Consider the following 20668-nt stretch of genomic DNA (forward strand, 5'->3'; position numbering starts at 1 on the left):
ACGTCGGTCGTGGGCCTTTCAGGCATTCTAGGGAACCAGGAGGTCACCTCGACGCCCGGTCACCATCGCCATGTCTCCGCGGAGAGGCAGTGGCCGTTGAGGGCGATGTTCGTGGAGTTCTCGAGGGGTGGCGGCTGGTTCGCGGAGCAGCCCCCATGGACGGCGGCACTCCACGGGACGGGGCGTTCCTGCGCCGCCCAGAGGGCCTTCGTGGTCCTCTCCTCGGGTGCCCGCAGCGCGATCCTCCCGTCAGTGTCGTGCTCCTTCAGGACCAGGTGGGGGTCCTCAGGTGCTCCCACGCGATGCAGCGAGTTCCCCCGTGATGTCCTCGGGAACCGTCGCAGGATCGATCACCTCGCCGGTGAGGACGTGACGCCCGTGACACCCCGCCCCCATCAACAGGCCGGAACCGTCGGCAGTGAGGCTGAGGGTGGGGCTGACGGCCTGGAACCCCCCGATGCTCCGACCGACCTCGACGTGTGCCACGACAGTGACATCGCTGAGCCGTACCGTGACGAGGTGGGCAAGGCCCCGGACCTGCTCCGGCTTCGTGCCGGTGGGCATCCCTGCCACCACGAGGAGGAAGGCGTGGGTGTCGTCGAGCAGGGCGCCGGTGGGTGCCAGCGCCTCGCCCATGAAGGGGTGGTGCTTCTCCGGGCCCCAGCGGCCCTGTGCACCTGGTCGAGTTGTGTGAACAGGTCGGGGAGATCAGTTCTCCCCATCCGGGAACCGCCAGCCGGATCCTTGATCAGGAGCCATGTCGTCGGTTCATCGAGGTCGACCAGCGCGGGGCCACGACGTCCTGTATCCGGCTGCTGCCCAGCGGCATCCAGCCGATGCCGCCACACGGACGGTCCCGTCGAGGGGCGTTGCTGGTGGGGTCGGCGCGGACCTCCGGTCACAGTGGGGGTCGTCCCGCAACCGCATCATGTCGAACGCGTACCCGGCCGGGATCGGCGACGTGTGCCCAGGATGTGCTGCCGACGGCCCCGATCCGGGGTGAGACGACCGGATCGGGGCCAGCAGGGGCGAAGGATCAGAGGTTGGCGGCAGCGGCGAGCAGCGTCCTCGCGCTGACAGCGAGCCCCTCCTCCTGGCCGAGGGAGGAGTCCTCGTGCTCGATGTTGACGTTGAGGTCCGGGTTGACCCGCTGCAGGGCCTGCAGGAAACGGGTCCAGTAGTCCACGTCGTGGCCGTTGCCGACGGCGACGAACCGCCACGCCGGGTCCTCGGGCCAGGCGTTGCACCAGAACCCGATGCCGGTGGGGACCTTGCCCGGATCGTCGGCGGGGACCCGGGTGAAGGAGGTGTCCAGCACACCCCGGTAGCTGGCCCCGGGGAAGATCTTCGTGTCCTTCGCGTGGACGTGCCCGATGTGGGCTCCCAGCCGCTCGATCACGTCGATGGGTTCCATCTGCTGCCAGAACAGGTGGGAGGGGTCCAGGTTGACGTGGATGTTCGTCGTCCCCGCCTCCGCGATGAAACGCTCGAAGGTCGGGGTGTTGAACACCACGTTGTGCGGGTGCAGTTCCCAGCACACCTTCACCCCGCGCTCGGCGGCGAACCGGTCCACCTGCTGCCAGAACGGGACGAGCACCGACCACTGGTGGTCGAGGATGTCCAGGTCCACCCCGTTCCACGGGTTGACCACCCACGACGGGTACTTCGCATCCGGGTCGGACCCGGGACAGCCGGACATCGTCACGATCTCCGCCACCCCCAGCTTCGATGCCAGGTCGATGGCCTTGTACACGTCCTCGGCATGCTTCGGCCCGACCCCGGGAAGCGGGGAGAGCGGGTTCCCGGAGGCGTTCAACCCGGACAGGGTCATGCCCCGGGAGGCGAACTTCTCCAGGTACTCCTGCCGGGCCGTCTCGTTGCCGAGCAGCAGATCGACGTGGGCGTGCGGGCTGGGGATGAAACCGCCGACGTTGACCTCGGCCCCGCTCAATCCGTTGGCGGAGAGGATGTCGAGGACCTCGTCGAGGTTCCGGTCCTGCAGGCAGGCGGTGTAGGCACCGTAGGTGAAGGCCATGGGATGCTCCTGATCAGTCGATGGTGATGGTGAGGCCGTCAGCGGCGGCACTGCGGGCGATGGCGTCGGCGATCCGCAGCTCACGGTGGCCGTCGGCGAACGACGCGCAGGGCGGCAGCGCGCCGTCGGTGACCCCCGCCACCTGCTGCAGGAAGGCGTGGGCCTGATAGGTGAACTGTTCGATCTGGGTGAAGCCGACCCCCTGGAAGGCCATCGACGACCCGTTGGCGAAGTACGGGAACGACGGCCCGACCAGCACCTGGCGAGGCCCGCCGAGACCTACCGGGGAGGAGGAGTCGGTGAGGGTGATCTCCCCGGCCCGGGCCATGTCGAAGTCGGCGCGGCCCTCGGTGCCGATCACCTCGAAACGCAACGAGTTGGGGGTGCCGTGGGCGATGCGGGAGACGGAGAACGTCCCCACCACCCCTGACGCGAAGCGTGCGGTGAACGTGGCCACGTCGTCGTTGGTGACGGGCACCAGTTCACCCCCGGAGGCAGCGGTGACCCCGCGACCACCCATCACCACCCCTGACGGGGTCGGGCGTTCGGTGATGACGGTGGACAGGATCGCGCCACTGACGGAGACGATCGGGCCGCAGACCAGCTCGGCCGCGTCGATGAGGTGGGAGCCGACGTCCCCGAGGGCGCCGGAGCCCATCGGGCCGGTGTAGCGCCACGCGATGGGGGTCAGGGGATCGACACCGTAGTCACAGAAGTAGGAGCCGTTGAAGTGGCTCACCGTCCCGAGGGTGCCGTCCTGCACCAGTTCCGCGATCCGCGCGATGCCCGGGTTGCGGCGGTAGCAGTACCCCAAACCGGTCACGACGTCGTGGCCGGCCTCCAGCTCCGCCATCGCGGCGGCGTCGTCGAGGGTGTCGGCGAGGGGTTTCTCGCACAGCACGTGCTTACCGGCCCTGACCAGGGCCTCGGCCATCTCACGGTGCAGCGAGTTCGCCACCACGATGGAGACGATGTCGATGTCGTCATCGGCGACGATGTCGCGCCAGTCCGCGGTCGCGTGCTCGTAGCCGTAGGCCTTCGCCGCCGATTCGGCGAACGGCAGGTGCTGGTCGGCGATGGTGGCCAGTCTCAGCCGGGGGAGGTCGGAGTCGTAGATGGTGTTGACCTGCCGCCACGCGTTGGCGTGGGTGCGGCCGGCCATGCCGGCGCCGATGACGGCGACCGAGAGCGTGGGGGACATGGGAACCTCTCTCGACGGTGAGCGCTGGGGCTGTGCCACCATCATCCACCCGGGATGGGCAAAGTTCAACTGGATGTTCGGACAAACTTTGAGATGCGCGCCACGCATCTCAGATGGTCACCTGCTCCTCCCCGTGGGGTGGGGGAGGGGATGCCATGTCAGCAATCCGGTGGTATTGTATGGACAAAGCTTCAGGTGTGAGGTGTGCCCCGACGCCGGGGTCACCCCAGGCTGAACCACCTTCGAGAGGAAACCCATGCCCACCATCTCCCACTGGATCGACGGCGCTCCGTACGAGGGCCAGCCCGACCACACGATCCCCGTCGAGAACCCCGCCACCGGCAAGGTGACCGCCGAACTGCTGTCGGCGAGCAGGGCTGATCTCGACCACGCCGTCGCCTCCTCCCGCGCCGCCCAGAAGAAGTGGGCCAAGTACTCGCTGGCCAAGCGCACCGCCATCATGTTCAAGATGCGTGAACTGGTGCTGGCCAACCAGGACGAACTGGCCCGCGCCATCGTCGACGAGCACGGCAAGGACTACTCGGACGCCATCGGAGAGATCCAGCGTGGCCGCGAGACCCTGGACTTCGCCTGCGGTATCGCCGCCGCGCTGAAGGGCGAGTACTCCTTCGACATCTCCAGCGGCGTGGACATCCACACCATCCGCCAGCCCGTCGGCGTGGTGGCTGGCATCTGCCCGTTCAACTTCCCCGTGATGGTGCCGATGTGGATGCACCCCATCGCCATCGCCACCGGCAACGCGTTCCTGCTCAAGCCCGCCTCGCCGACCCCCACCGCGTCGCTCATCATCGCGCGCCTCTACAAGGAGGCGGGGCTGCCCGACGGCGTGTTCAACGTGCTGGCCGGTGACCGCCAGCTGGTCTCCGACATCCTCACCCACTCCGGCATCGACGCGATCTCCTTCGTCGGCTCCACCCCGGTGGCGCACATCGTGCAGGACACCGGTGTGTCCCACGGCAAGCGGGTCCACGCCCTGGGCGGGGCCAACAACCACGCCATCGTGATGCCCGACGCGGACCTGGAGTTCGCCGCCCAGCACATCTCCGCCGCCGCCTTCGGTGCCGCCGGTGAGCGTTGCATGGCGCTGCCCGTGGTGGTCGCCGTCGGTGGGGTCGGTGACCGGCTGGCTGAGCTCGTCGCCGCGAACGGCGCGAAGATCAAGGTGGGCTACGGCATGGATGAGGGGGTCCAGATGGGCCCGGTCATCACCGCCAAGGACCGCGACCGCATCGTCGGGCTCATCGACGACGGTGAGGCGCGCGGTGCGAAGGTGGTGCTCGACGGTCGTGGATGCAAGGTCGAGGGCTACGAGGACGGCTTCTGGGTCGGCCCGACGGTGCTGACGAAGGTGCCGCTGGACGCCCCGGTCTACAAGGACGAGGTGTTCGGGCCGGTGCTGTGCATCGTCGAGGCGGAGAACTACGCCGAGGCCATCGAGATCGTCAACGCCTCCGAGTTCGGCAACGGTGCGGCCATCTTCACCAACGACGGTGGCTACGCGCGTCGGTTCCAGCTGGACGTGGAGGCCGGCATGGTGGGTGTCAACGTGCCGATCCCGACGCCGGTGGCGTACTACTCCTTCGGTGGGTGGAAGGAGTCGCTGCTGGGTGACACCCACATCCACGGCCCGGAGGGTGTCCACTTCTACACGCGGGCCAAGGCCATCACCAGCCGGTGGCCCTCGGAGTCCGGCGCCTACGCCGCGACGATGAGCTTCCAGCGCGAGGAGTGAGCCAGAGCTGAGAGCGCCGGGGAGGTCGAGAGGCCTCCCCGGCGCTCTGTCGTCCTCCCAGCTGGTCGAGCCGCGAAGCTGAGCGATCGTGTCGAGGCCTCCGGGACCCGGTGCCGGAACTCAGGTGGAGCGGAGACCTCGCCGGGTCTCGGCACGGTTTCCTTCGCAGGTTCGCGGCCCGGCTCGACCAGCGGCGGGAAGGTGCCGTGGCTGGTCGTGGGTCGGCTTCGTGGGGGCGATGGTGGGTGCGGCAGGTGGGGTGCCGGGTGGGCGACCGATGGGTCGGGCAAAGGTCTCGAATCGGTAACGTTTTCCGCCCGGAGAGGGGCCACTGAACTTGGCTCTGGCTACTGCAGATGCCGTCGATGAGAGGTTCTTGAGCGGGTTTGTGAGAGCGCTTCCATCCTGGCGAGAAGTGCGGTACTGTCTCCTCAACACACACGAGGAGGTGGCATGACCAGAGTTCCCGCCCCGGGCGTCGATCACGGCATCCCGGCCAGCAAGCGGTGGCGCTACGGCGAGACCCCGTGGCGCGACGTCCCACCGTGCCCGCCTGCCGCCCGCGTCATCGTCGACAACGACTTCGCCGGTGACCCGGACGACCTGTACCAGCTCGTCCACCACCTGCTCTCGCCGAGTGTGGAGGTCGTCGGCGTCGTCGCCTCCCACCTGCGCGACGGCGACCCCATGACCGATTCATCCCACACCGCCACCGACGCCGAACTCATCGCGCTGGACCTGCTGGCCCGCATGGGGTGCGAATCCACCGAGCTCATCTGGCGTGGCGCCGAGCAGGCCCTGGCGGACTGCGAGACCCCGCAGGACTCGCCCGCCGCCCGCCGCATCATCGCCGAGGCCCTGAGGGACGATCCTCGCCCGTTGTACTACGCGGCCGGTGGTGGGCTCACCGATCTGGCCTCGGCCATCCTCATCGAACCCGAGGTGGCCGAACGCCTCACCCTGGTGTGGGTCGGAGGTTCCGAGTACGCCGGGCTCGGCGACCCGCCGCCCGGTGCGATGCCGATCGAGTACAACCTCATGATCGACGTCAACTCCGGCCGTGTCTGCTTCGACGCGCAGGACCTGACCATCTGGCAGGTGCCGCGCGACACCTACCGGCAGGCCATCATCTCCGAGTCGGTGCTGCGGATCCGGCTCGGCCAGAGCGGACCGTTGGGCGCGTACATGTACCGCGAGATCAAACAACTGCTCGACGACTGCGCCGCCGCCGGGCAACCCGTCACGGGTGGCTACGACATCGGCGACAACGCCCTCGTGCTGCTCACCGCGCTCCAGACGGTCTACGAGGCCGACACCTCGTCGTCGCGATGGATCGTCAAACCAACACCTCGGATCATGGAGTCCGGGGACTACCGACCGATGCACGGCACCCGGCCCATGCGGGTCTACACCAGCATCGACATGCGCCTGATCGTTGAGGACCTGTGCCTCAAGATCGAGGAATTCGCCAAGTGGCAGGCCGACGTCTGAAACCCCGGACGACAGCACTGTCGAGGAAGTGAATCCACCACGGTTCCCCGGTGACACCATCGGGAAATCACCAGACAAGAAAACCAGCGGAAACAATCCACTGAACAAGGGAGTTCCCAATGACAATCAGGAAGAAGGCACTCGCGCTGGCCGCGACCACCGGCGTGCTGCTCGCGATGACCGCATGCGGTGGCTCACAGAGCGGAGACGGCGACGGCGGACAGGTCACCCTCACCATCTCACTGTTCAACGACTTCGGGTACGAGGAGCTGTACAAGGAGTACATGAAGCAGAACCCGAACATCAAGATCGAGGAGCAGCGCACCGCCCAGGCGACCAACGCCCGCGACGACCTGAACACCAAGATCGCCGCCGGGTCCGGGCTGGCCGATGTCGTTGCCGTCGAGGGTGACTGGATGCCAGAGCTGGTCCAGTACGATGACCAGTGGGTCGACCTCAGCGGCGACGACGTGAAGGACCGCTGGTTCGACTGGAAGGCCCAGAAGGCCACCTCCCCGGACGGCAAGCTGCTCGGCTACGGCACCGACTCCGCCCCCAACGCCATCTGCTACCGCGCCGATGTCTTCGCCGAGGCCGGGCTGCCGAGCGACCGCGAGGAGGTCGCGAAGCTGCTGGAGGGCGACTGGGAGAACTACTTCAAGGTCGGGGCCGACTTCAAGGCCAAGAAGCCCGATGTCGCGTGGTTCGACTCCAGCTCGGTGGTCTTCCAGGGCATGATCTCGCAGATGCCGAACGCCTTCGAGAACAGCGACGACACCCCCATCCCGCTGGACCAGAACGCCGACATGAAGAAGGTCTACGACCTCATCAGCGCCAACATGGACCAGTCGGCCCACCTCGTCGCCTGGACCGATGACTGGACCGCTGCCTTCCAGGGTGAGCCGAAGTTCGCCACCACGATGTGCCCGAGCTGGATGGCCGGTGTCATCAAGGACCAGGCCGCAGGCGTCACGGGCTGGGACATCGCCCCGGTCTTCCCCGGTGGCCCCAGCAACTCCGGTGGCTCCTACCTGATGGTCCCCACCCAGTCGAAGCACCAGGAGGAGGCCAAGAAACTGGCCGACTGGCTGACCGCGCCCGAGCAGCAGCTCAAGGCCTACAAGGTGAAGGACACCTTCCCGAGCCAGAAGAAGGCCGTCGAGTCCCCCGAGATCGCTGACTCCAAGAGCGAGTTCTTCAACGACGCGCCGGTCGGCAAGATCTACGGTGACATGGCCTCCAAGATCACCGTCCAGCCCTTCACCGGCAAGCGGTACGCCCAGATCCGTGGCATCGTCGGTGACGCCCTGGGACGCGTCGACACCGGTGCTGCCAGTGCTGAGGACTCCTGGCAGCAGGCCTTGGAGCAGTACAAGAACGAAGTCAAGTGACCATCGTCCACCAACACGGCTGAGGGCACCCCGCCCGGGGTGCCCTCAGCAAGGGGAATGACATGACAGTGACATCCAAGGAGCAGCCGGAGCTGGCAACGCAGTTCCCGGCCCCGAGACTGCGCATGACCGGCAGCGAGCGGTTCAACCGCCTCGACATGAAGGTCAGTCCCTATCTCTACGTGGCCCCGTTCTTCATCATCTTCGGGCTCACCGGGCTCTTCCCGATGCTCTACACCGCCTTCATCTCTGTCCATGAATGGCATCTCATCAAGGGAAATCAGGGTTTCGTCGGATTCGAGAACTTCTCCTCCGTGCTGGGGCAGCCCAACTTCTGGAAGTCACTCGGCAACACCTTCTCCATCTTCGTCCTGTCCTCGATTCCCCAGCTCATCGCGGCGGTGCTCATCGCCGCCGCACTGGATGCCAACCTGCGCGCCAAGACCTTCTGGCGGCTGGGGGTGCTCATGCCCTACGTCGTCACCCCCGTCGCGGTCTCGCTCATCTTCGGCAAGCTGTTCGCCGACCAGAGCGGCCTGGTCAACGCCCTGCTGGCCGTCGTCAACCAGAATCCCGTCGGATGGCACGTCGACCCACTGGCGGCGCACTTCGCCATCGCCACGATGGTCAACTTCCGCTGGACCGGCTACAACACCCTCATCATCCTGGCCGCCATGCAGGCCATCCCCCGCGACCTCTACGAGGCCGCCATCATCGACGGGGCCAGCCGGGTACGGCGATTCTTCTTCGTCACCATCCCGATGATCCGCCCCACTCTCATCTTCATGGTGCTCACCTCCACCATCGGTGGACTGCAGATCTTCGACGAGCCCAAGACCTTCGACTCCAGCGGTCGGGGAGGGCCTGATCAGCAGTGGATGACGTTGACGATGTACCTCCACGACATGGGGTGGGGTGCGACACGTGACTTCGGCCGGGCCGCTGCCATCGCCTGGCTGCTGTTCCTCATCGTCATCGCCCTGGCCGCCGTCAACTACCTCATCGTCAGGCTGATCTCCTCGGAGGAACCGGGGGCGAACAAGCGCAGGAACACCCGTCGCACCAAGGAGGTCTCCGCATGAGCCGCGACCAGATGTCGGCCCCGGCCATCGAACAGTTCGCCGGGAAGGGAGCGGCACGGGCCGCCCGCCGTCGCGCCATCCGCAACGGTGAGGTGCCGCAGTCCAGGGGCGCCGCATTCGGGGTGGATCGTCGGCCGGGGATCTTCACCTACCTCTTCCTCGCCATCGTCGTGGCGGCCTGCTTCGCCCCGCTCTACTACTCCCTCATCCTGGCCTCCCACACCGGTGCCGAGGTGGCCCAGAAATCGCTGCCGTCACTGTTGCCCGGTGGAGAGCTGCTGGTGAACCTGCAGCGGGTCTTCGAATCCGACATCAAGATCTGGCAGGCGGTCTGGAACTCCGTCATCGTCGCGGTGGTCACCGCCGTCTCGGTGATGCTCACCTCCACCCTGGCCGGCTTCGCCTTCTCCAAGCTGCGCTTCAAGGGAAGCAACGCTCTGCTGGTCTTCATCATCGCCACCATGGCCGTCCCCGCCCAGCTGGGCGTGGTGCCGCTGTTCATGATCATGGCCAAGCTGGGCTGGGTCGGTGAGCTGCAGGCCGTCATCGTGCCCGGTCTGGCCTCGGCCTTCGGGGTGTTCTGGATGACCCAGTACCTGCGCGGTGCCCTGCCCTACGAGCTGGTGGAGGCCGCCCGTGTCGACGGCTGCTCCATGATCCGCACCTTCTGGCACGTGGCCCTGCCCGCCGCCCGCCCCGCCATGTCGATGCTCGGCATGTTCACCTTCGTGGGCTCGTGGACCAGCTTCTTCTGGCCCTTCATCGTCCTGGGCTCGAAGAACCCGACGCTGCCCGTCGCCCTGACCCTGCTGCAGGGTCGCTACTTCACCGACTACTCACTCGTCATGACCGGGGTCCTCATCACGACCGTCCCGCTCATGATCCTGTTCATCTTCGCCGGTCGGCAGCTCGTCGCCGGTGTCATGCAAGGAGCTGTCAAGGGATGACCACCTACGAATTCCCCGAGGATTTCCTCTTCGGGGCCGCCACCGCCGCCTTCCAGATCGAGGGCGGGGACGTCGACGGGCGCGGCCGCTCCGTGTGGGACGCGTTCTGTGAGCAGCCCGGCCGCATCCTCGACGGCAGCAACGGGCTCATGGCCTGCGACCACTACAACCGGATGCCCGAGGACGTCGCCCTGATGAAGGAGCTGGGGCTGAACGCCTACCGCTTCTCCACCTCCTGGGCCAGGGTCTGCCCCGACGGGAGGACCGTCAACCCCAAGGGAGTGGACTTCTACTCCCGGCTCGTCGACGAGCTGCTCGCCGCCGGGATCACGCCCTGGGTGACGCTGTTCCACTGGGAGACCCCGGAGGCGCTGGAGCTGGAGGGCGGCTGGACCAACCGGGAGACCGCCCACCGGTTCGCCGATTTCACAGGCGTCATGGCCGAGGCCCTCGGTGATCGCGTCGAGACCTTCACCACCCTCAACGAGGCCTGGTGCGCCTCCTTCCTGTCGTATGCGGGTGGGGTGCACGCGCCCGGCCGGGTGGAGCCGCGCGCCGCCGTCGCGGCCGCCCACCACCTGCTGCTCGCGCACGGACTGGGGGTGAAGGCGCTGCGGGCCGCCGGTGACTTCCAGGTCGGCATCACCGTCAACACCACCTACTCGCACCCCCACGACCCCGACAACCCGGCCGACGTGGACGCCGCCCGTCGCGTCGACGGTGGGTTCATGCGATTCTTCCTCGACCCGATCTTCAGGGGTTCCTACCCCGCCGACGTGCTGGAGGACATGGCCGAGGCCGGGCTGAAGGAACTGGCCACGCCCGAGGACCTCGCGATCATCCATCAACCCATCGACGTGCTCGGTGTCAACTTCTACAACGGCTCGGTCCACGCCGGGGCCGAGCCGGGCGCGGTCCGCGAGGTCACCGTCGATGAGCACGGGTACGAGCACGCCTCTCCCATGGTCGGCAGCGAGACGGTGCAGCCGAAGCTCCGCGACCTGCCGCAGACCTCGATGGGCTGGGAGGTCCTGGCCGAGGACTTCCGGCTCACGCTGGAACGCATCCACCGCGACTACACCGGTCCCGCCGGGATCCCGATCGTCGTGACGGAGAACGGGGCCGCCTACCGGGACGTCCCCGACGAGAACGGCTTCGTCGACGACACCGACGATCGGCTGGCCTACATCCGGGACCACCTCGTCGCGCTCCACCAGGCCATGGCCAACGGTGCCGACGTGCGCGGCTACCTGGTGTGGTCGTTCCTCGACAACTTCGAGTGGGCGATGGGCTACACGGAGCGGTTCGGGATCGTGCGTGTCGACTACGACACCTTCACGCGCACCCCGAAGGCCAGCGCCCTGTGGTACGCCGATGTCGCCCGCACCCACCGGTTCGAGGTGCCGTGAGTCGCGCACTGTTCCTGGGTGGGCCGGGCAACATCTCCGAGTCCACCATCGCGCGACTGCTGGAGCTGGGCTGGGAGGTCGCGGTGCTCAAGCGCAGCCCCGGCGGGCTGCTGGGATTGGACGTCCGGGTCTTCCAGGGGGATCGCGACGACGAGACGGCGCTGACCGAGGCCTTGACGTCGTTCACCCCGGATCTGGTGGTGGACTGCACCTGCTTCACCGTGGAGCAGGCGGCGACGGTGATCCGGGCGCTCGGCGCGCACCCCGTCGCCCGGCTGGTGTTCATCAGCACGGCGGATGTCTACGGATATCCGTTGAGCCGGCTCCCGATGCGCGAAGAGGACCCGTGGCGGCCGCCGACCAGCGAGTACGCGGCGTCGAAGAAGGCCATCGAGGAGCTGTACCAGCGGGCCTGTGAGGAGATCGGGGCCCGGTTGACCATCGTGCGGCCGGGATACTCGATGGGCAAGTCGTTCGCGCTGACGGCCTTCAGTCTGAAGGCGACGGGGCTCGTCTCCCGGCTGCGGCAGGGGCTGCCGGTGTTCTCGCCGGGTGACGGCACGACGCTCATCGACGCGGGAGCGGCCCACAACACGGGGCTCATGGTGGCGAGGCTGTGCGAGGTGGAGCCGCAGGAGCTGGCCTACAACTGTGCACACCCCACTGCGGTCACCTATGACGAGTACCTGCGGGTCTTCGGCGAGGCCGTCGGGGTGGAGCCGAGAATCGTGCACATCCCCACGGACGTGCTGTACGCCCTGGACCGGCCCGAGGTGGAGCAGAGCCTGCTGCGGGACCTCACCAGCCACCACCTCTACTTCAGGGTCGACCGCTTCCGTGAGGAGTTCCCGGACTTCCGTTGGGAACACTCGCTGGTCGATGCTGCCCGCGACCACATCACCCACCAGGAATCCCTCGGGGCCTTCGCGGAGCCGATTCCGCCGGGCTTCGAGGACCGCGTCGTCGACGCCTGGCTGGCGGGCTTCGACGACCTGCGCTCAGGCCTGCTGGCACGGGTCTGACCCAAGGCTGCGCCCGGCTCGACTTCTCTGCCCCCCTCGGTCGAGCCGGGCGCTCTGTGCCGGGTTTTGGCGCCCGGGACAGACTGGGACCGGGAGGAGACATGTTCCGAAGACGTGGAGCCGAGGCCCGAGACCTGCTCGTCGTGGTGCCGACGGTGCTGGTGCTGTGGGTTCTGCCGTTGGTGTCGGCCCGCCTGACCGGGAGGTCCTGGCAACTCCACCTCGGTGATCAGAGGGTGGAACCGGTGCCGACCCCGGAGTGGTTGTTCTGGCTCGGGGTGCTCCTGGCCGCAGCTGCCGCCGTCTCCGCCTTGTTGCGGCGACGCTTCCCGATCCCGTGCTTCGCCGTCGCCCTGACCGCGACCCTCCTGGCCGGGGTGCTGTGGCTGTCCTCCGATGTCGGGGTGCTGTTCGGGCTGTGCTTCGCGACGGTGGCTGAACACCATGGCCGACGCAGCATGTCACGCTGGTCCGTGGCCGGATGCGTTGCGGCGCTGGTGCTGTGTGTGGCGCAGGCCCTCCACATGATTCAAGCGTCCAACCTGTACTTGGCGCTGACCGTGCGTTGGGGGGATGTGTACCTCTGGTTCGCCTCCGATCACCTGATGCTCGCGGTCCTGGTGCTGGTCGGTTCGTGGCAGCTGGGGGTGCGTTCCCGCTTGCTCAAGGAACAGGTGGCGCGGGAGGCGGTGCTGGCCGAGCGGCTGCGACTCCGACGCGAGATCCACGACGTGCTCTCCCATTCGCTCAGCACCATCGGGGTGCGGGCCGGGGTCGCGGTGCAGGTTCCGGGACAGACGAAGGAGACGCTTCTCAGTCTTCTCGGCGAGATCGAACATGACGCCCGGGAAGGGCTCCGACAACTCCGGGAGATCCTCGATGAGGACACCTGCGCTCCTGATCGAACCTTGCGGCCAGCCCTCGACCAGGCGATGCATCAGGTGCGGGCCACAGGTGCAGTGGTCCTCCTCGAGGACGGGGACAAGATTGCGGACCGGGCGTTGCCACCCGCCGTCGCCCTCACGGCACAACGGCTCATCCAGGAGTCCCTGACCAACACCGTGCGTCATGCCCGAGCCCAGCACTGCTGGATCACCCTGGCGAGTTGGCCGGGTGGGATCACCGTCCGTGTCGTCGACGACGGTGTGGGAGTTGCGGACCTGAGGCCCGGCCATGGGATCAGCGGGATGCGGGAGCGCGTCGAGCAGTGCGGTGGGAGAGTCAGTTTCAGCAATGTGTCCGAAGGGACCGGTTTCCAGGTGGAGGCACGGATCCCGGTGGGGAGGCGGTGATGAGCCTGAGGATCCGAGTCGGTCTCGTGGACGACGAGGCGGCCCTGCGCGGGGCGATGCGGATGCTGGTGGACAGCGACCCCGGCATGGTGGTCGTCGGGGAGGCCAGCGACGGGGCAGCTGCCCTGGAGCTGGCGCGGGAGACACATCCCGATGTGCTGCTCATGGACGTGCAGATGCCCGGCATGGGTGGCCTGGAGGCGGCGCGCAGGCTCGGAGAGTTGTCCCGCGGGCCGCGCATCATCATGCTCACCGTCTTCGACCTGGATGAGTACGTCCAGGCCGCGCTGGCAGCCGGGGTGGCGGGGTTCCTGCTGAAGAACAGTCCGCCGGTGGAAATCCTGCACGCCATCCGGGTCGTCCATGCCGGGAATGCGCTGCTGGCTCCGGAGGTGACACGACGACTCATCGGTCGGATGGCGCCACGCGATCCAGCGGTGGCTGAGCGGATCGCCGCGCTGACCCTCCGGGAGCGTGAAGCGCTCCGGCTCGTCGCGCAGGGCCTGTCCAACGACGAACTGGCGGCTGGGCTCCACGTCACCCCTGCGACGGCCCGCACCTATGTCGGGCGGCTGCTCGGCAAACTGGGGGCCAGGGATCGCGCCCAGCTGGTGGTGATCGCCTACGAGGGTGGGCTGATGTAGTCGCTCCTGTCGGTCGACCCCGTGTTCCGGTGGTCGAGCCGGACCGCGAGTGCCAGTGGACAGTCCGTGTCGAGACCCCTGCGCCGTGTGCAGGGAATCGGGCCAAGATGTCATCATCTGACGACAGTGATCGGTTTTTGACCACCGGTTTTGTCGCTCCTGCGGGACTGTGTACCTGCGTCGTCGCTGCTGGGATGGATTCCTGACGAAAGGACAGCCAGCCCATGCAGCAGACGACATCAGCGGCCCAGGAGCGGATCAGGGTTCTTGACGTGCTCCGGGGGATCGCGATCCTCGGCACCTTGGCGAGCAACATCTTCGTCTGGGTGGTGTTGCCCGGGGACGAGGTCCTGTTCGCCGAGAACGTGCAGATGGTCACGGTGGACCCCCTGCGGGCCGTGCTCGGGCAGTTCAGCAACGGGAAGTTCCTGGCGTTGCTCACCTTGATGTTCGGCATGGGGTTGTTGATCCAGCACGACTCGGCGCGGAGTCGTGGCAGGCGGTGGCCCCAGGTCTACATCTGGCGCGCGGTGCTGCTGTTCCTGGACGGGGTGCTCCATTACGTGCTGGTCTTCCAGTTCGACGTGCTGATGTCCTATTCGCTGACCGGGATGGTCGTCGCCCATCTGCTGCTGACCAGTCCGCGCACCCAGCGCGTGGTGTGGATCGTGGCGACCTCCATCCATCTGGCCATCGTCGTGACCTACGACTTCCTGACCTATTTCCGCAAGGACGTCCTCGAGGCGATGCTGGGCGCCGAAGGGGAGGCGGAGAGGCACATTCCAGCCACCTGGTGGGAGGGGGTGGTGGATCGGGCCACGAATCTGCTCCACAACCGGATGGAGGCCTTGATGATCCTGCCGATGACCTTCTCGACGTTCCTGCTCGGGGCGTATCTGCTGCGGCGCGGGCTCTTCCGGCCGGAGGGGGCCAGGATGAGGCGTTGGCTCATGACGGTCGGAGCCCTGGTGTTCGCCCTCGACATGTTCCTGGTGGTGGCTCCCGTCGTCACCCCGCTGCCCTTCGCCCCGACGCTGAGCCACCGCTACCTGCTGCCGGTGTTCGTGGCGCTCGGTGTCGCAGCCGCGGCAGCGCAGTTCTACCTGACCCGGGAACCGGGCTGGGTGGGTCGTCGCCTGGAGGACGTGGGGCGGATGGCGCTCAGCTGCTACGTGGGCCAGAACGTGGTGTGCATGTTCCTGCTCAGCGACTGGGCACTGAACCTCGACGGCCGGTTCCCGGCCTCCTTCGGGGCGGGCACCATCGTGTCCTGCTTCCTGCTGGTGGCCCTGATCCTGCTGGTCTTCGCCCACCTCTGGCGACGGCTCCTCGGCCAGGGACCGCTGGAACGCCTCTGGGCGGTGAGCTACCGGGCGGCCATGCGTCTGACGCCGGGATGGGGTGCCTCGAGGTCCTGAGGCGTTCTCAGTCAAAGGGGGCACGAGCTCTGTGGTCCGGCGATGTCAGTGCCGAACGCCTTCCCCGCCACGTCGCTCGGGCAGAATGGCGATACATGTCGTCGAGCGTTCCGGAGTGAGGTTCACACTGATGCGGGTCCCAGCTGATTTCTCGACCATGATCCTCGGTAGGGAGGGCGAGGCTGCCCGGGAGTGGTTGGAGTCGTTGCCGGGTGTCATCGAGGACCTGCTCGACCGTTGGTACCTTCGCCGAGCAGGTTCACCGTGGTACGGGATGTGCGCCGTCGTCGTGCCGGTTGTTGGTGAGGACGGTCGTCGCTGTGTGTTGAAGGTGACCTGGGTCGACGACGAGACCCGGCTCGAACCCGTCGCCCTGCGCGAGTGGGATGGACGTGGGGCGGTCGCGTTGCTCCGTGCTGACGAGGAACTCGGTGCCATGTTGCTGGAGCGATTGGATGAGCGCCGAGTCCTGCTGGAGGTCCCGGTCCAGGAGGCGCTCGACATCGCCGCCGAGCTTCTTCGCGCACTGCGTGTCCCTGCTCCCCCTGAGCTCACCGGCATCGGTGACATCGCCGCCCGGTGGGGCGCTGAGTTCCGCAAGAAGTGGCGGCGACTCGGTCGACCATGCCCGGAACGGCTCCTGTCCTCGGCTGTCGAGGTGTGCGGGGAACTCGCCGGTTTGGCGTCGGAGTCCTGGCTGCTGCACGGGGACTACCACTACGGCAACATCCTCGGTCGTGGTGACGACGCGTGGGTCGTCATCGACCCGAAGCCGCTCAAGGGAGACGCCGCGTACGAGGTGGTGCCGCTGCTTCGCAACCGCTGGAGCGAGATCCGGGGCGGTGGCGGGACGACGACCACGGTGCGGCGACCGCTGGAACGGTTCGCGGACGTGGCCGAGCTGGAGTCGTCGGCCGTCAGTCGTTGGTGTCTGGTGCGCAGCATCGGTGACGCGATGTGGTTCCGGGAGCAGGGGTTCCAGGATCGGGAGGAGATCTCGTGGGACATCGCCGGGACGATGTTCGCGGATCTGTAGGTGTCGCTCGTGGCACCGAGATGCGAAGCGAGGGTCGTGGAAGGGGCGCGGTCGTTCCAATCGCGCCACGGCTTCGGGTCCAACGGTGTCGCCCACACCTGCTCAGGGGGTGCCGCGATGAATCGTCGATGGGTGAGCCCGGCCTCCGGCGAGGGCGGTTCCGCGTCGTGGAACTCCAGGCTCTCGGGGTTGACGTCGAGGGCCGACAGCACCTCTGCGATGCGCCCGGAGGGTTCCTTGAGGAGGGCCGAGAGGAGGGCGACGTCCGGCCGAGGAGCGGTCGCGGCCCGCTCCAGCAGGTGTCGCACACCGTACCGGTGGCAGAACTCACCGCGGTTGGGACCGCGATGTGACGGGCCTCAAGCCGGGCCGGGGGTCATGAGGTCTGCGCTGCGCTGGCGATGTCCGTGGCGAAGGTCTTCAGTTGCTTGGTCACCACCCGACGGATGTACCACATCGCAGCGGGGAGGACGATCTTGCGGAAGGCGAAGTTGGTCGGCAGCTCAGAGGTGTCGAAATCGGTGAGCTCCAGCGTCAGGGTCAGGTCGGTTCCCTGCTCGTGGGGGTCGAGGGTGAGACGCAAGCGGTGGGGAGGCGTCGTGCGGTCCTCCGGGTCCACGGTGTCCCACCGGAGTTCTCGCACAGGTTTCTCAACGATGAGCAGGTGCTCGCTCCTGGTGTCGTGCGTGGTGACGGTGACCAGCCAGCGACGTTCAGTCCGGGGGTCGTTCCAGGTGATCGGCACGCCCATCGGGTCCAGCTCGCAGTGATCGAAGAAGGAGCTGGCCCACTCGTGCAGGCGGGTGGGGTCGGAGACCACGGCCCACACGGTCTTGGGCGAGGCAGGTATGACGCGCTGGTGGGTGAACTGCACCTCGTGGGGAATCCCCTTCAGGGCGGGGAGCCGCAGGTTCTCGTAGGTGATGTGAAGCTCCTGCAGCACCTGCTTGACCCGCTCGGATGGGTCCTGGAGCAGGAGCTGGAGCAGGGCGACATCGGGGAGCGTCTGGCTGGCGGCCCGCTCCAAGGTGGCGCGGATCCCGTCCCGGTACCTGGCCTCGCCAGGTGAATCCTCCTCGTGGTGGGGCGTGTGGATGCGTTCGCACGCCTGACGGGCTGCCTCGAGGGTGACGCCCTGCTGTCGCAACGCATCGCTGACCGCACCGTCGAGGCCCAGCAGGGCCAGCAGCAGGTGGTCGGCATCGACCTCTGGGTGGGTGGAGCGCTGCTGTTCCTCCTCCGCCAAGGCGCTGATCCGCTGCGTCCAGTCCGTGCTCATTCGATGCCTTCCGTGTTCTCCGCCATTCTTCGTGCCGGGGAGGCCCCGTGTGGCCCAAGAATGGCAGAGAACACCGCGCTCTCGGGCGGGGACGGAAGATGTCAGGGCTGGCTGGCATCATCTGGTGCAGTCCACGAGGAGGTACCCGATGTCCTGGGGTCCAGATGAGTTCCTCGCCCTCGTCGGTGGGACGGGGATCGATGAGGCCATCCGCGCTGTCCGTCAGCTGTCCGACGACGACCGTTCGGCTGCCGCCACGGGGCTGAGGAGGGCGCTGCCCCGGCTCGTCGAGGACATCGAGCCCGCCGTGCTCATGGTGGTGGCCGCTGGCATCGGGGCCAGCCCGGCCGAGGTCGTCCCGATCATCAGGACGGGCCTGCTCGGGTACCTCATGGACGACCCCGAGCACCTGGACCTCGTCCGGGATTCCTTCGCCGCACTCGGTCCTGACTGGGCGTTGGAGCTGCAGCGCAGGCTGCCCGGTCGCGACGTGGACTGGTTCCATGTCTGGTTGCTCGATGAGCTGATCCTCGCCCACGACCTGCCGCTGCCGACCCACCCCGGGTTCTGGCGGGAATGGCACTTCGGCGACGTGACCCCGCGGCCTGGCCGACGCTGGCAGGAGCACTTCATCGCCGCCTGTGCCGTGCCGAATGGCCTCGGCTGGAGGGACACCGACGCCTCCGGGTTCCTCGCCCGGCTGCGGGAGCACATGGCGGTGCTCCGTGCCGCGGAACCAGTCGACGACGAGGCTCTGCTGCGGGCGCTGATCGAGGTCATCGCTCGCGGGGACGCGCGTGGCCCGCAGCGCACGGCACTCATCTGGGCGGAGGGGCTGGGGCTCGATCAGCTGTTCTGGGAGCGCCCCGACCTGTGGCTGCCTGCTCTCCCCGGTGCCGACGCGGCCGTCGTCGCCCGCGTCGTCGAACGGCTGCCCCAGCTCGACCTCGACGACGACCAGCTCACGATGCTGGCCACCGAGGTGCTGACCCGCCCACAGAGGACCCCGAAACGGGCCGTGGTCAAGGCCCTGGAGCGGGTGGCGGCGCCGTCGGAGCAGCTGTTGGAGGTGGTGGCGGCTGCCGCCCACGATGTGGATGCCACCGTGGCCAGTCGGGCCGCGACGTTGCTGGAGCGTTGGGGCCACGCCGCGACGACGGTGAGGCTCGGGCTGTGGCGGGAACCGACGGGGGCTGTGGTGGCGACGCCGGTGGTGCCGCTCACGGAGCCGGAGTTGTGGGCCGAGCTGGGGGACCTCCTCGCCGAGTCCGGTGAGGACGACCCGCTCCGCCACGAGCAGCTCCTGGCCGGACTCGTCGCGGTGGGGTGGGACCAGGGGCGTGAGGCGGTGTGGACCCGGTTGGGGGAGCTCCTCGAGACGGCATCCGAGAAGGTGCAGGAGCAGGAGCTGCGGTGGCTCATCCTGAATGACCGCCACGGCACGTCGAACTTCGACGACGACCCCGACGGCGAGGGCTGCCGACAGGAGTGCTGCCACCCCAGCATCCTGGCCGACCAGATCATCAGCGTCCGCCACGAGGTCCACACCGGTGAGTTCCGGATGTGGGTGCAGCGGGCCCCGCTCAGCGAGTTCGTCGGCTGGCGCGCCCGCGAGGCCCTGGAGGCCATCGGCCGGGTGCCCTGCCTGTTGTCCACACCGACCCACACCGGGAACCGCGTGTGCTGGCAGGAGTTCCGGCAGCGGGTGGGGCGCTTCGTCGAGTGCGGCCAACCGTTGCTGCCCACCGATCTGCTCGTCGGGCTCGCCCGGATCGAGGGCATCGGGGACTGGGCGGATCTGGCGGAGGTCCCCGTCGGTGAGCAAGGGGTCGGGGTGGGGGAGGTGCTGGAGCTCTGGCTGCAGTTCCATCCGCCTGCCGAGCTGCGGTTCCGGGACGCGGTGGGGACCGTGACGCAGGCGCCGCGACGAGGCGTCGAGATCGAGGGCGATGAGCTGCGGGCCGCGGACCTGGTGGGCAACGGCAGCTCGTGGAGTCGTACCTTCTGGCCTCGCCCGAGGGTGCACGGTGAACATGCGGCGGCGATGGGATTCCTGCCCGCCCATCCATCGCGCCCGGCCGTCGAGGTGCTGACCCGACTTCCCGAGGTGGGGGCCGCGACCACCACCTCTCACCTGGAGCTACTGCTCGGTTCCGCGTTCCAGTGTGGGCCGGTGACGGCCCTGGCTGCCGTGGCCGCCGTCGATCACGTGACCCCTGCCCACCGGGACCGGATCGCCGGTGCCCTGTTGGCGGCCTGGGATGAGGGCCGGCTCTCCCCGGAGGACCTCGCGGAACCGTGGCGGTGCGGCTGGGCCGACGAACTGCGCCTCGGCTCCCATCAGCGTCAGGTGGCCCTGCTCGTCGCGCTGGCGGAGGCGACGGGGTTGGCGCTGGTCTGGCCGTCGTTGGTGGCGCTGGCGGAGCGCGTCGCGGCCCCGGAACGTCCGCCGAGCAGCGCCGGGCTGATCCTGGAGACGCTGCTGCGCTTCCTACCGGAGGTAGCCGGACACGTGACGGTCGATCTCCCGAGCGTCGCCGCGCTGGCCGGACGCAAGGGCAGCTCGAAGGCGATCAGGACAGCGCGTCTGGTTGCCAATGCGGTGCAGATGAGGGAGGAGACGGAAGAATCCTGAGATGAAACGTTGTCAGATATAGTTGTCTATGCG

General features: G+C 67.8%; 17 protein-coding genes. 12 read left to right on the forward strand and 5 right to left on the reverse strand.

The genetic code is table 11. From position 1 onward, the window contains the following. Positions 1-59 precede the first annotated feature (59 nt). The 4 genes from EII34_RS10710 to EII34_RS10725 form a co-directional block, all read right to left on the reverse strand. Positions 60-299, reverse strand: coding sequence for a hypothetical protein (locus EII34_RS10710; protein WP_124845152.1), 240 nt, complete (start codon positions 297-299; stop codon positions 60-62). After that, positions 286-636: a hypothetical protein gene (locus tag EII34_RS10715; RefSeq protein ID WP_124845153.1), complete on the reverse strand. Its 351-nt coding sequence runs from the start codon at positions 634-636 to the stop codon at positions 286-288. The genes EII34_RS10710 and EII34_RS10715 overlap by 14 nt, the downstream gene beginning before the upstream one ends. A 400-nt stretch (positions 637-1036) precedes the next feature. After that, positions 1037-2035 (reverse strand): sugar phosphate isomerase/epimerase family protein, encoded by a 999-nt coding sequence (locus EII34_RS10720; protein WP_124845154.1) that lies wholly within the window; start codon positions 2033-2035, stop codon positions 1037-1039. A 13-nt stretch (positions 2036-2048) separates the two neighbouring features. Beyond that, complete coding sequence (locus EII34_RS10725; protein WP_124845155.1) at positions 2049-3236, reverse strand: Gfo/Idh/MocA family protein; 1188 nt, start codon at positions 3234-3236, stop codon at positions 2049-2051. A 256-nt stretch (positions 3237-3492) separates the two neighbouring features. On the opposite strand from EII34_RS10725, the gene EII34_RS10730 reads away from it, so the two are divergent. From EII34_RS10730 to EII34_RS10780, 11 genes are all read left to right on the forward strand, one after another. Next, positions 3493-4989 (forward strand): CoA-acylating methylmalonate-semialdehyde dehydrogenase, encoded by a 1497-nt coding sequence (locus EII34_RS10730; protein WP_124845156.1) that lies wholly within the window; start codon positions 3493-3495, stop codon positions 4987-4989. A gap of 453 nt (positions 4990-5442) precedes the next feature. Beyond that, entirely contained in the window at positions 5443-6480 is a 1038-nt protein-coding gene (locus EII34_RS10735) for a nucleoside hydrolase (RefSeq protein WP_124845157.1), read from the forward strand. Between the two features lie 119 nt (positions 6481-6599). Beyond that, the gene (locus EII34_RS10740; RefSeq protein ID WP_124845158.1) at positions 6600-7871 is read left to right on the forward strand and encodes an ABC transporter substrate-binding protein; all 1272 of its coding nucleotides are present in this window, start codon (positions 6600-6602) and stop codon (positions 7869-7871) included. A 62-nt stretch (positions 7872-7933) separates the two neighbouring features. Then, positions 7934-8953, forward strand: a complete 1020-nt coding sequence (locus EII34_RS10745) for a carbohydrate ABC transporter permease (RefSeq protein ID WP_124845159.1) — start codon at positions 7934-7936, stop codon at positions 8951-8953. After that, entirely contained in the window at positions 8950-9900 is a 951-nt protein-coding gene (locus EII34_RS10750) for a carbohydrate ABC transporter permease (RefSeq protein WP_260425129.1), read from the forward strand. The genes EII34_RS10745 and EII34_RS10750 overlap by 4 nt, the downstream gene beginning before the upstream one ends. Then, positions 9897-11309 carry a GH1 family beta-glucosidase gene (locus EII34_RS10755; RefSeq protein ID WP_124845160.1) on the forward strand — a complete coding sequence of 471 codons (1413 nt, stop codon included), beginning with the start codon at positions 9897-9899 and terminating at the stop codon, positions 11307-11309. Before EII34_RS10750 ends, EII34_RS10755 begins: the two co-directional genes overlap by 4 nt. Further along, positions 11306-12331, forward strand: coding sequence for an NAD-dependent epimerase/dehydratase family protein (locus EII34_RS10760; RefSeq protein WP_185711299.1), 1026 nt, complete (start codon positions 11306-11308; stop codon positions 12329-12331). Before EII34_RS10755 ends, EII34_RS10760 begins: the two co-directional genes overlap by 4 nt. Positions 12332-12432: 101 nt before the next feature. Further along, positions 12433-13623, forward strand: coding sequence for a sensor histidine kinase (locus EII34_RS10765; RefSeq protein WP_124845162.1), 1191 nt, complete (start codon positions 12433-12435; stop codon positions 13621-13623). Beyond that, a complete protein-coding gene (locus EII34_RS10770) occupies positions 13623-14267 on the forward strand; it encodes a response regulator (RefSeq protein WP_124845163.1) in 645 nt (214 codons plus the stop codon). Before EII34_RS10765 ends, EII34_RS10770 begins: the two co-directional genes overlap by 1 nt. Positions 14268-14491: 224 nt before the next feature. Then, the gene (locus EII34_RS10775; protein WP_124845164.1) at positions 14492-15685 is read left to right on the forward strand and encodes a DUF418 domain-containing protein; all 1194 of its coding nucleotides are present in this window, start codon (positions 14492-14494) and stop codon (positions 15683-15685) included. Positions 15686-15815: 130 nt separating this feature from the next. Beyond that, positions 15816-16721 carry an aminoglycoside phosphotransferase family protein gene (locus tag EII34_RS10780; RefSeq protein WP_185711300.1) on the forward strand — a complete coding sequence of 302 codons (906 nt, stop codon included), beginning with the start codon at positions 15816-15818 and terminating at the stop codon, positions 16719-16721. A 376-nt stretch (positions 16722-17097) separates the two neighbouring features. Here EII34_RS10780 and EII34_RS10785 read toward each other — a convergent pair whose 3' ends face one another. Then, a complete protein-coding gene (locus EII34_RS10785; protein WP_124845166.1) occupies positions 17098-18000 on the reverse strand; it encodes an SRPBCC family protein in 903 nt (300 codons plus the stop codon). A 148-nt stretch (positions 18001-18148) separates the two neighbouring features. On the opposite strand from EII34_RS10785, the gene EII34_RS10790 reads away from it, so the two are divergent. Continuing rightward, complete coding sequence (locus tag EII34_RS10790) at positions 18149-20635, forward strand: hypothetical protein (RefSeq protein ID WP_124845167.1); 2487 nt, start codon at positions 18149-18151, stop codon at positions 20633-20635. Positions 20636-20668: the final 33 nt, after the last annotated feature.

Source organism: Arachnia propionica (assembly GCF_003859805.1).
Lineage (GTDB): Bacteria > Actinomycetota > Actinomycetes > Propionibacteriales > Propionibacteriaceae > Arachnia > Arachnia propionica_C.

Coding starts and splice junctions, on each gene's coding strand:
- EII34_RS10715 (WP_124845153.1), bottom strand. CDS start 636: ATGGGCGAGGCGCTGGCACCCACCGGCGCCCTGCTCGACGACACCCAC.
- EII34_RS10720 (WP_124845154.1), bottom strand. CDS start 2,035: ATGGCCTTCACCTACGGTGCCTACACCGCCTGCCTGCAGGACCGGAAC.
- EII34_RS10725 (WP_124845155.1), bottom strand. CDS start 3,236: ATGTCCCCCACGCTCTCGGTCGCCGTCATCGGCGCCGGCATGGCCGGC.
- EII34_RS10730 (WP_124845156.1), top strand. CDS start 3,493: ATGCCCACCATCTCCCACTGGATCGACGGCGCTCCGTACGAGGGCCAG.
- EII34_RS10735 (WP_124845157.1), top strand. CDS start 5,443: ATGACCAGAGTTCCCGCCCCGGGCGTCGATCACGGCATCCCGGCCAGC.
- EII34_RS10740 (WP_124845158.1), top strand. CDS start 6,600: ATGACAATCAGGAAGAAGGCACTCGCGCTGGCCGCGACCACCGGCGTG.
- EII34_RS10745 (WP_124845159.1), top strand. CDS start 7,934: ATGACAGTGACATCCAAGGAGCAGCCGGAGCTGGCAACGCAGTTCCCG.
- EII34_RS10750 (WP_260425129.1), top strand. CDS start 8,950: ATGAGCCGCGACCAGATGTCGGCCCCGGCCATCGAACAGTTCGCCGGG.
- EII34_RS10755 (WP_124845160.1), top strand. CDS start 9,897: ATGACCACCTACGAATTCCCCGAGGATTTCCTCTTCGGGGCCGCCACC.
- EII34_RS10765 (WP_124845162.1), top strand. CDS start 12,433: ATGTTCCGAAGACGTGGAGCCGAGGCCCGAGACCTGCTCGTCGTGGTG.
- EII34_RS10770 (WP_124845163.1), top strand. CDS start 13,623: ATGAGCCTGAGGATCCGAGTCGGTCTCGTGGACGACGAGGCGGCCCTG.
- EII34_RS10775 (WP_124845164.1), top strand. CDS start 14,492: ATGCAGCAGACGACATCAGCGGCCCAGGAGCGGATCAGGGTTCTTGAC.
- EII34_RS10780 (WP_185711300.1), top strand. CDS start 15,816: ATGCGGGTCCCAGCTGATTTCTCGACCATGATCCTCGGTAGGGAGGGC.
- EII34_RS10785 (WP_124845166.1), bottom strand. CDS start 18,000: ATGAGCACGGACTGGACGCAGCGGATCAGCGCCTTGGCGGAGGAGGAA.
- EII34_RS10790 (WP_124845167.1), top strand. CDS start 18,149: ATGTCCTGGGGTCCAGATGAGTTCCTCGCCCTCGTCGGTGGGACGGGG.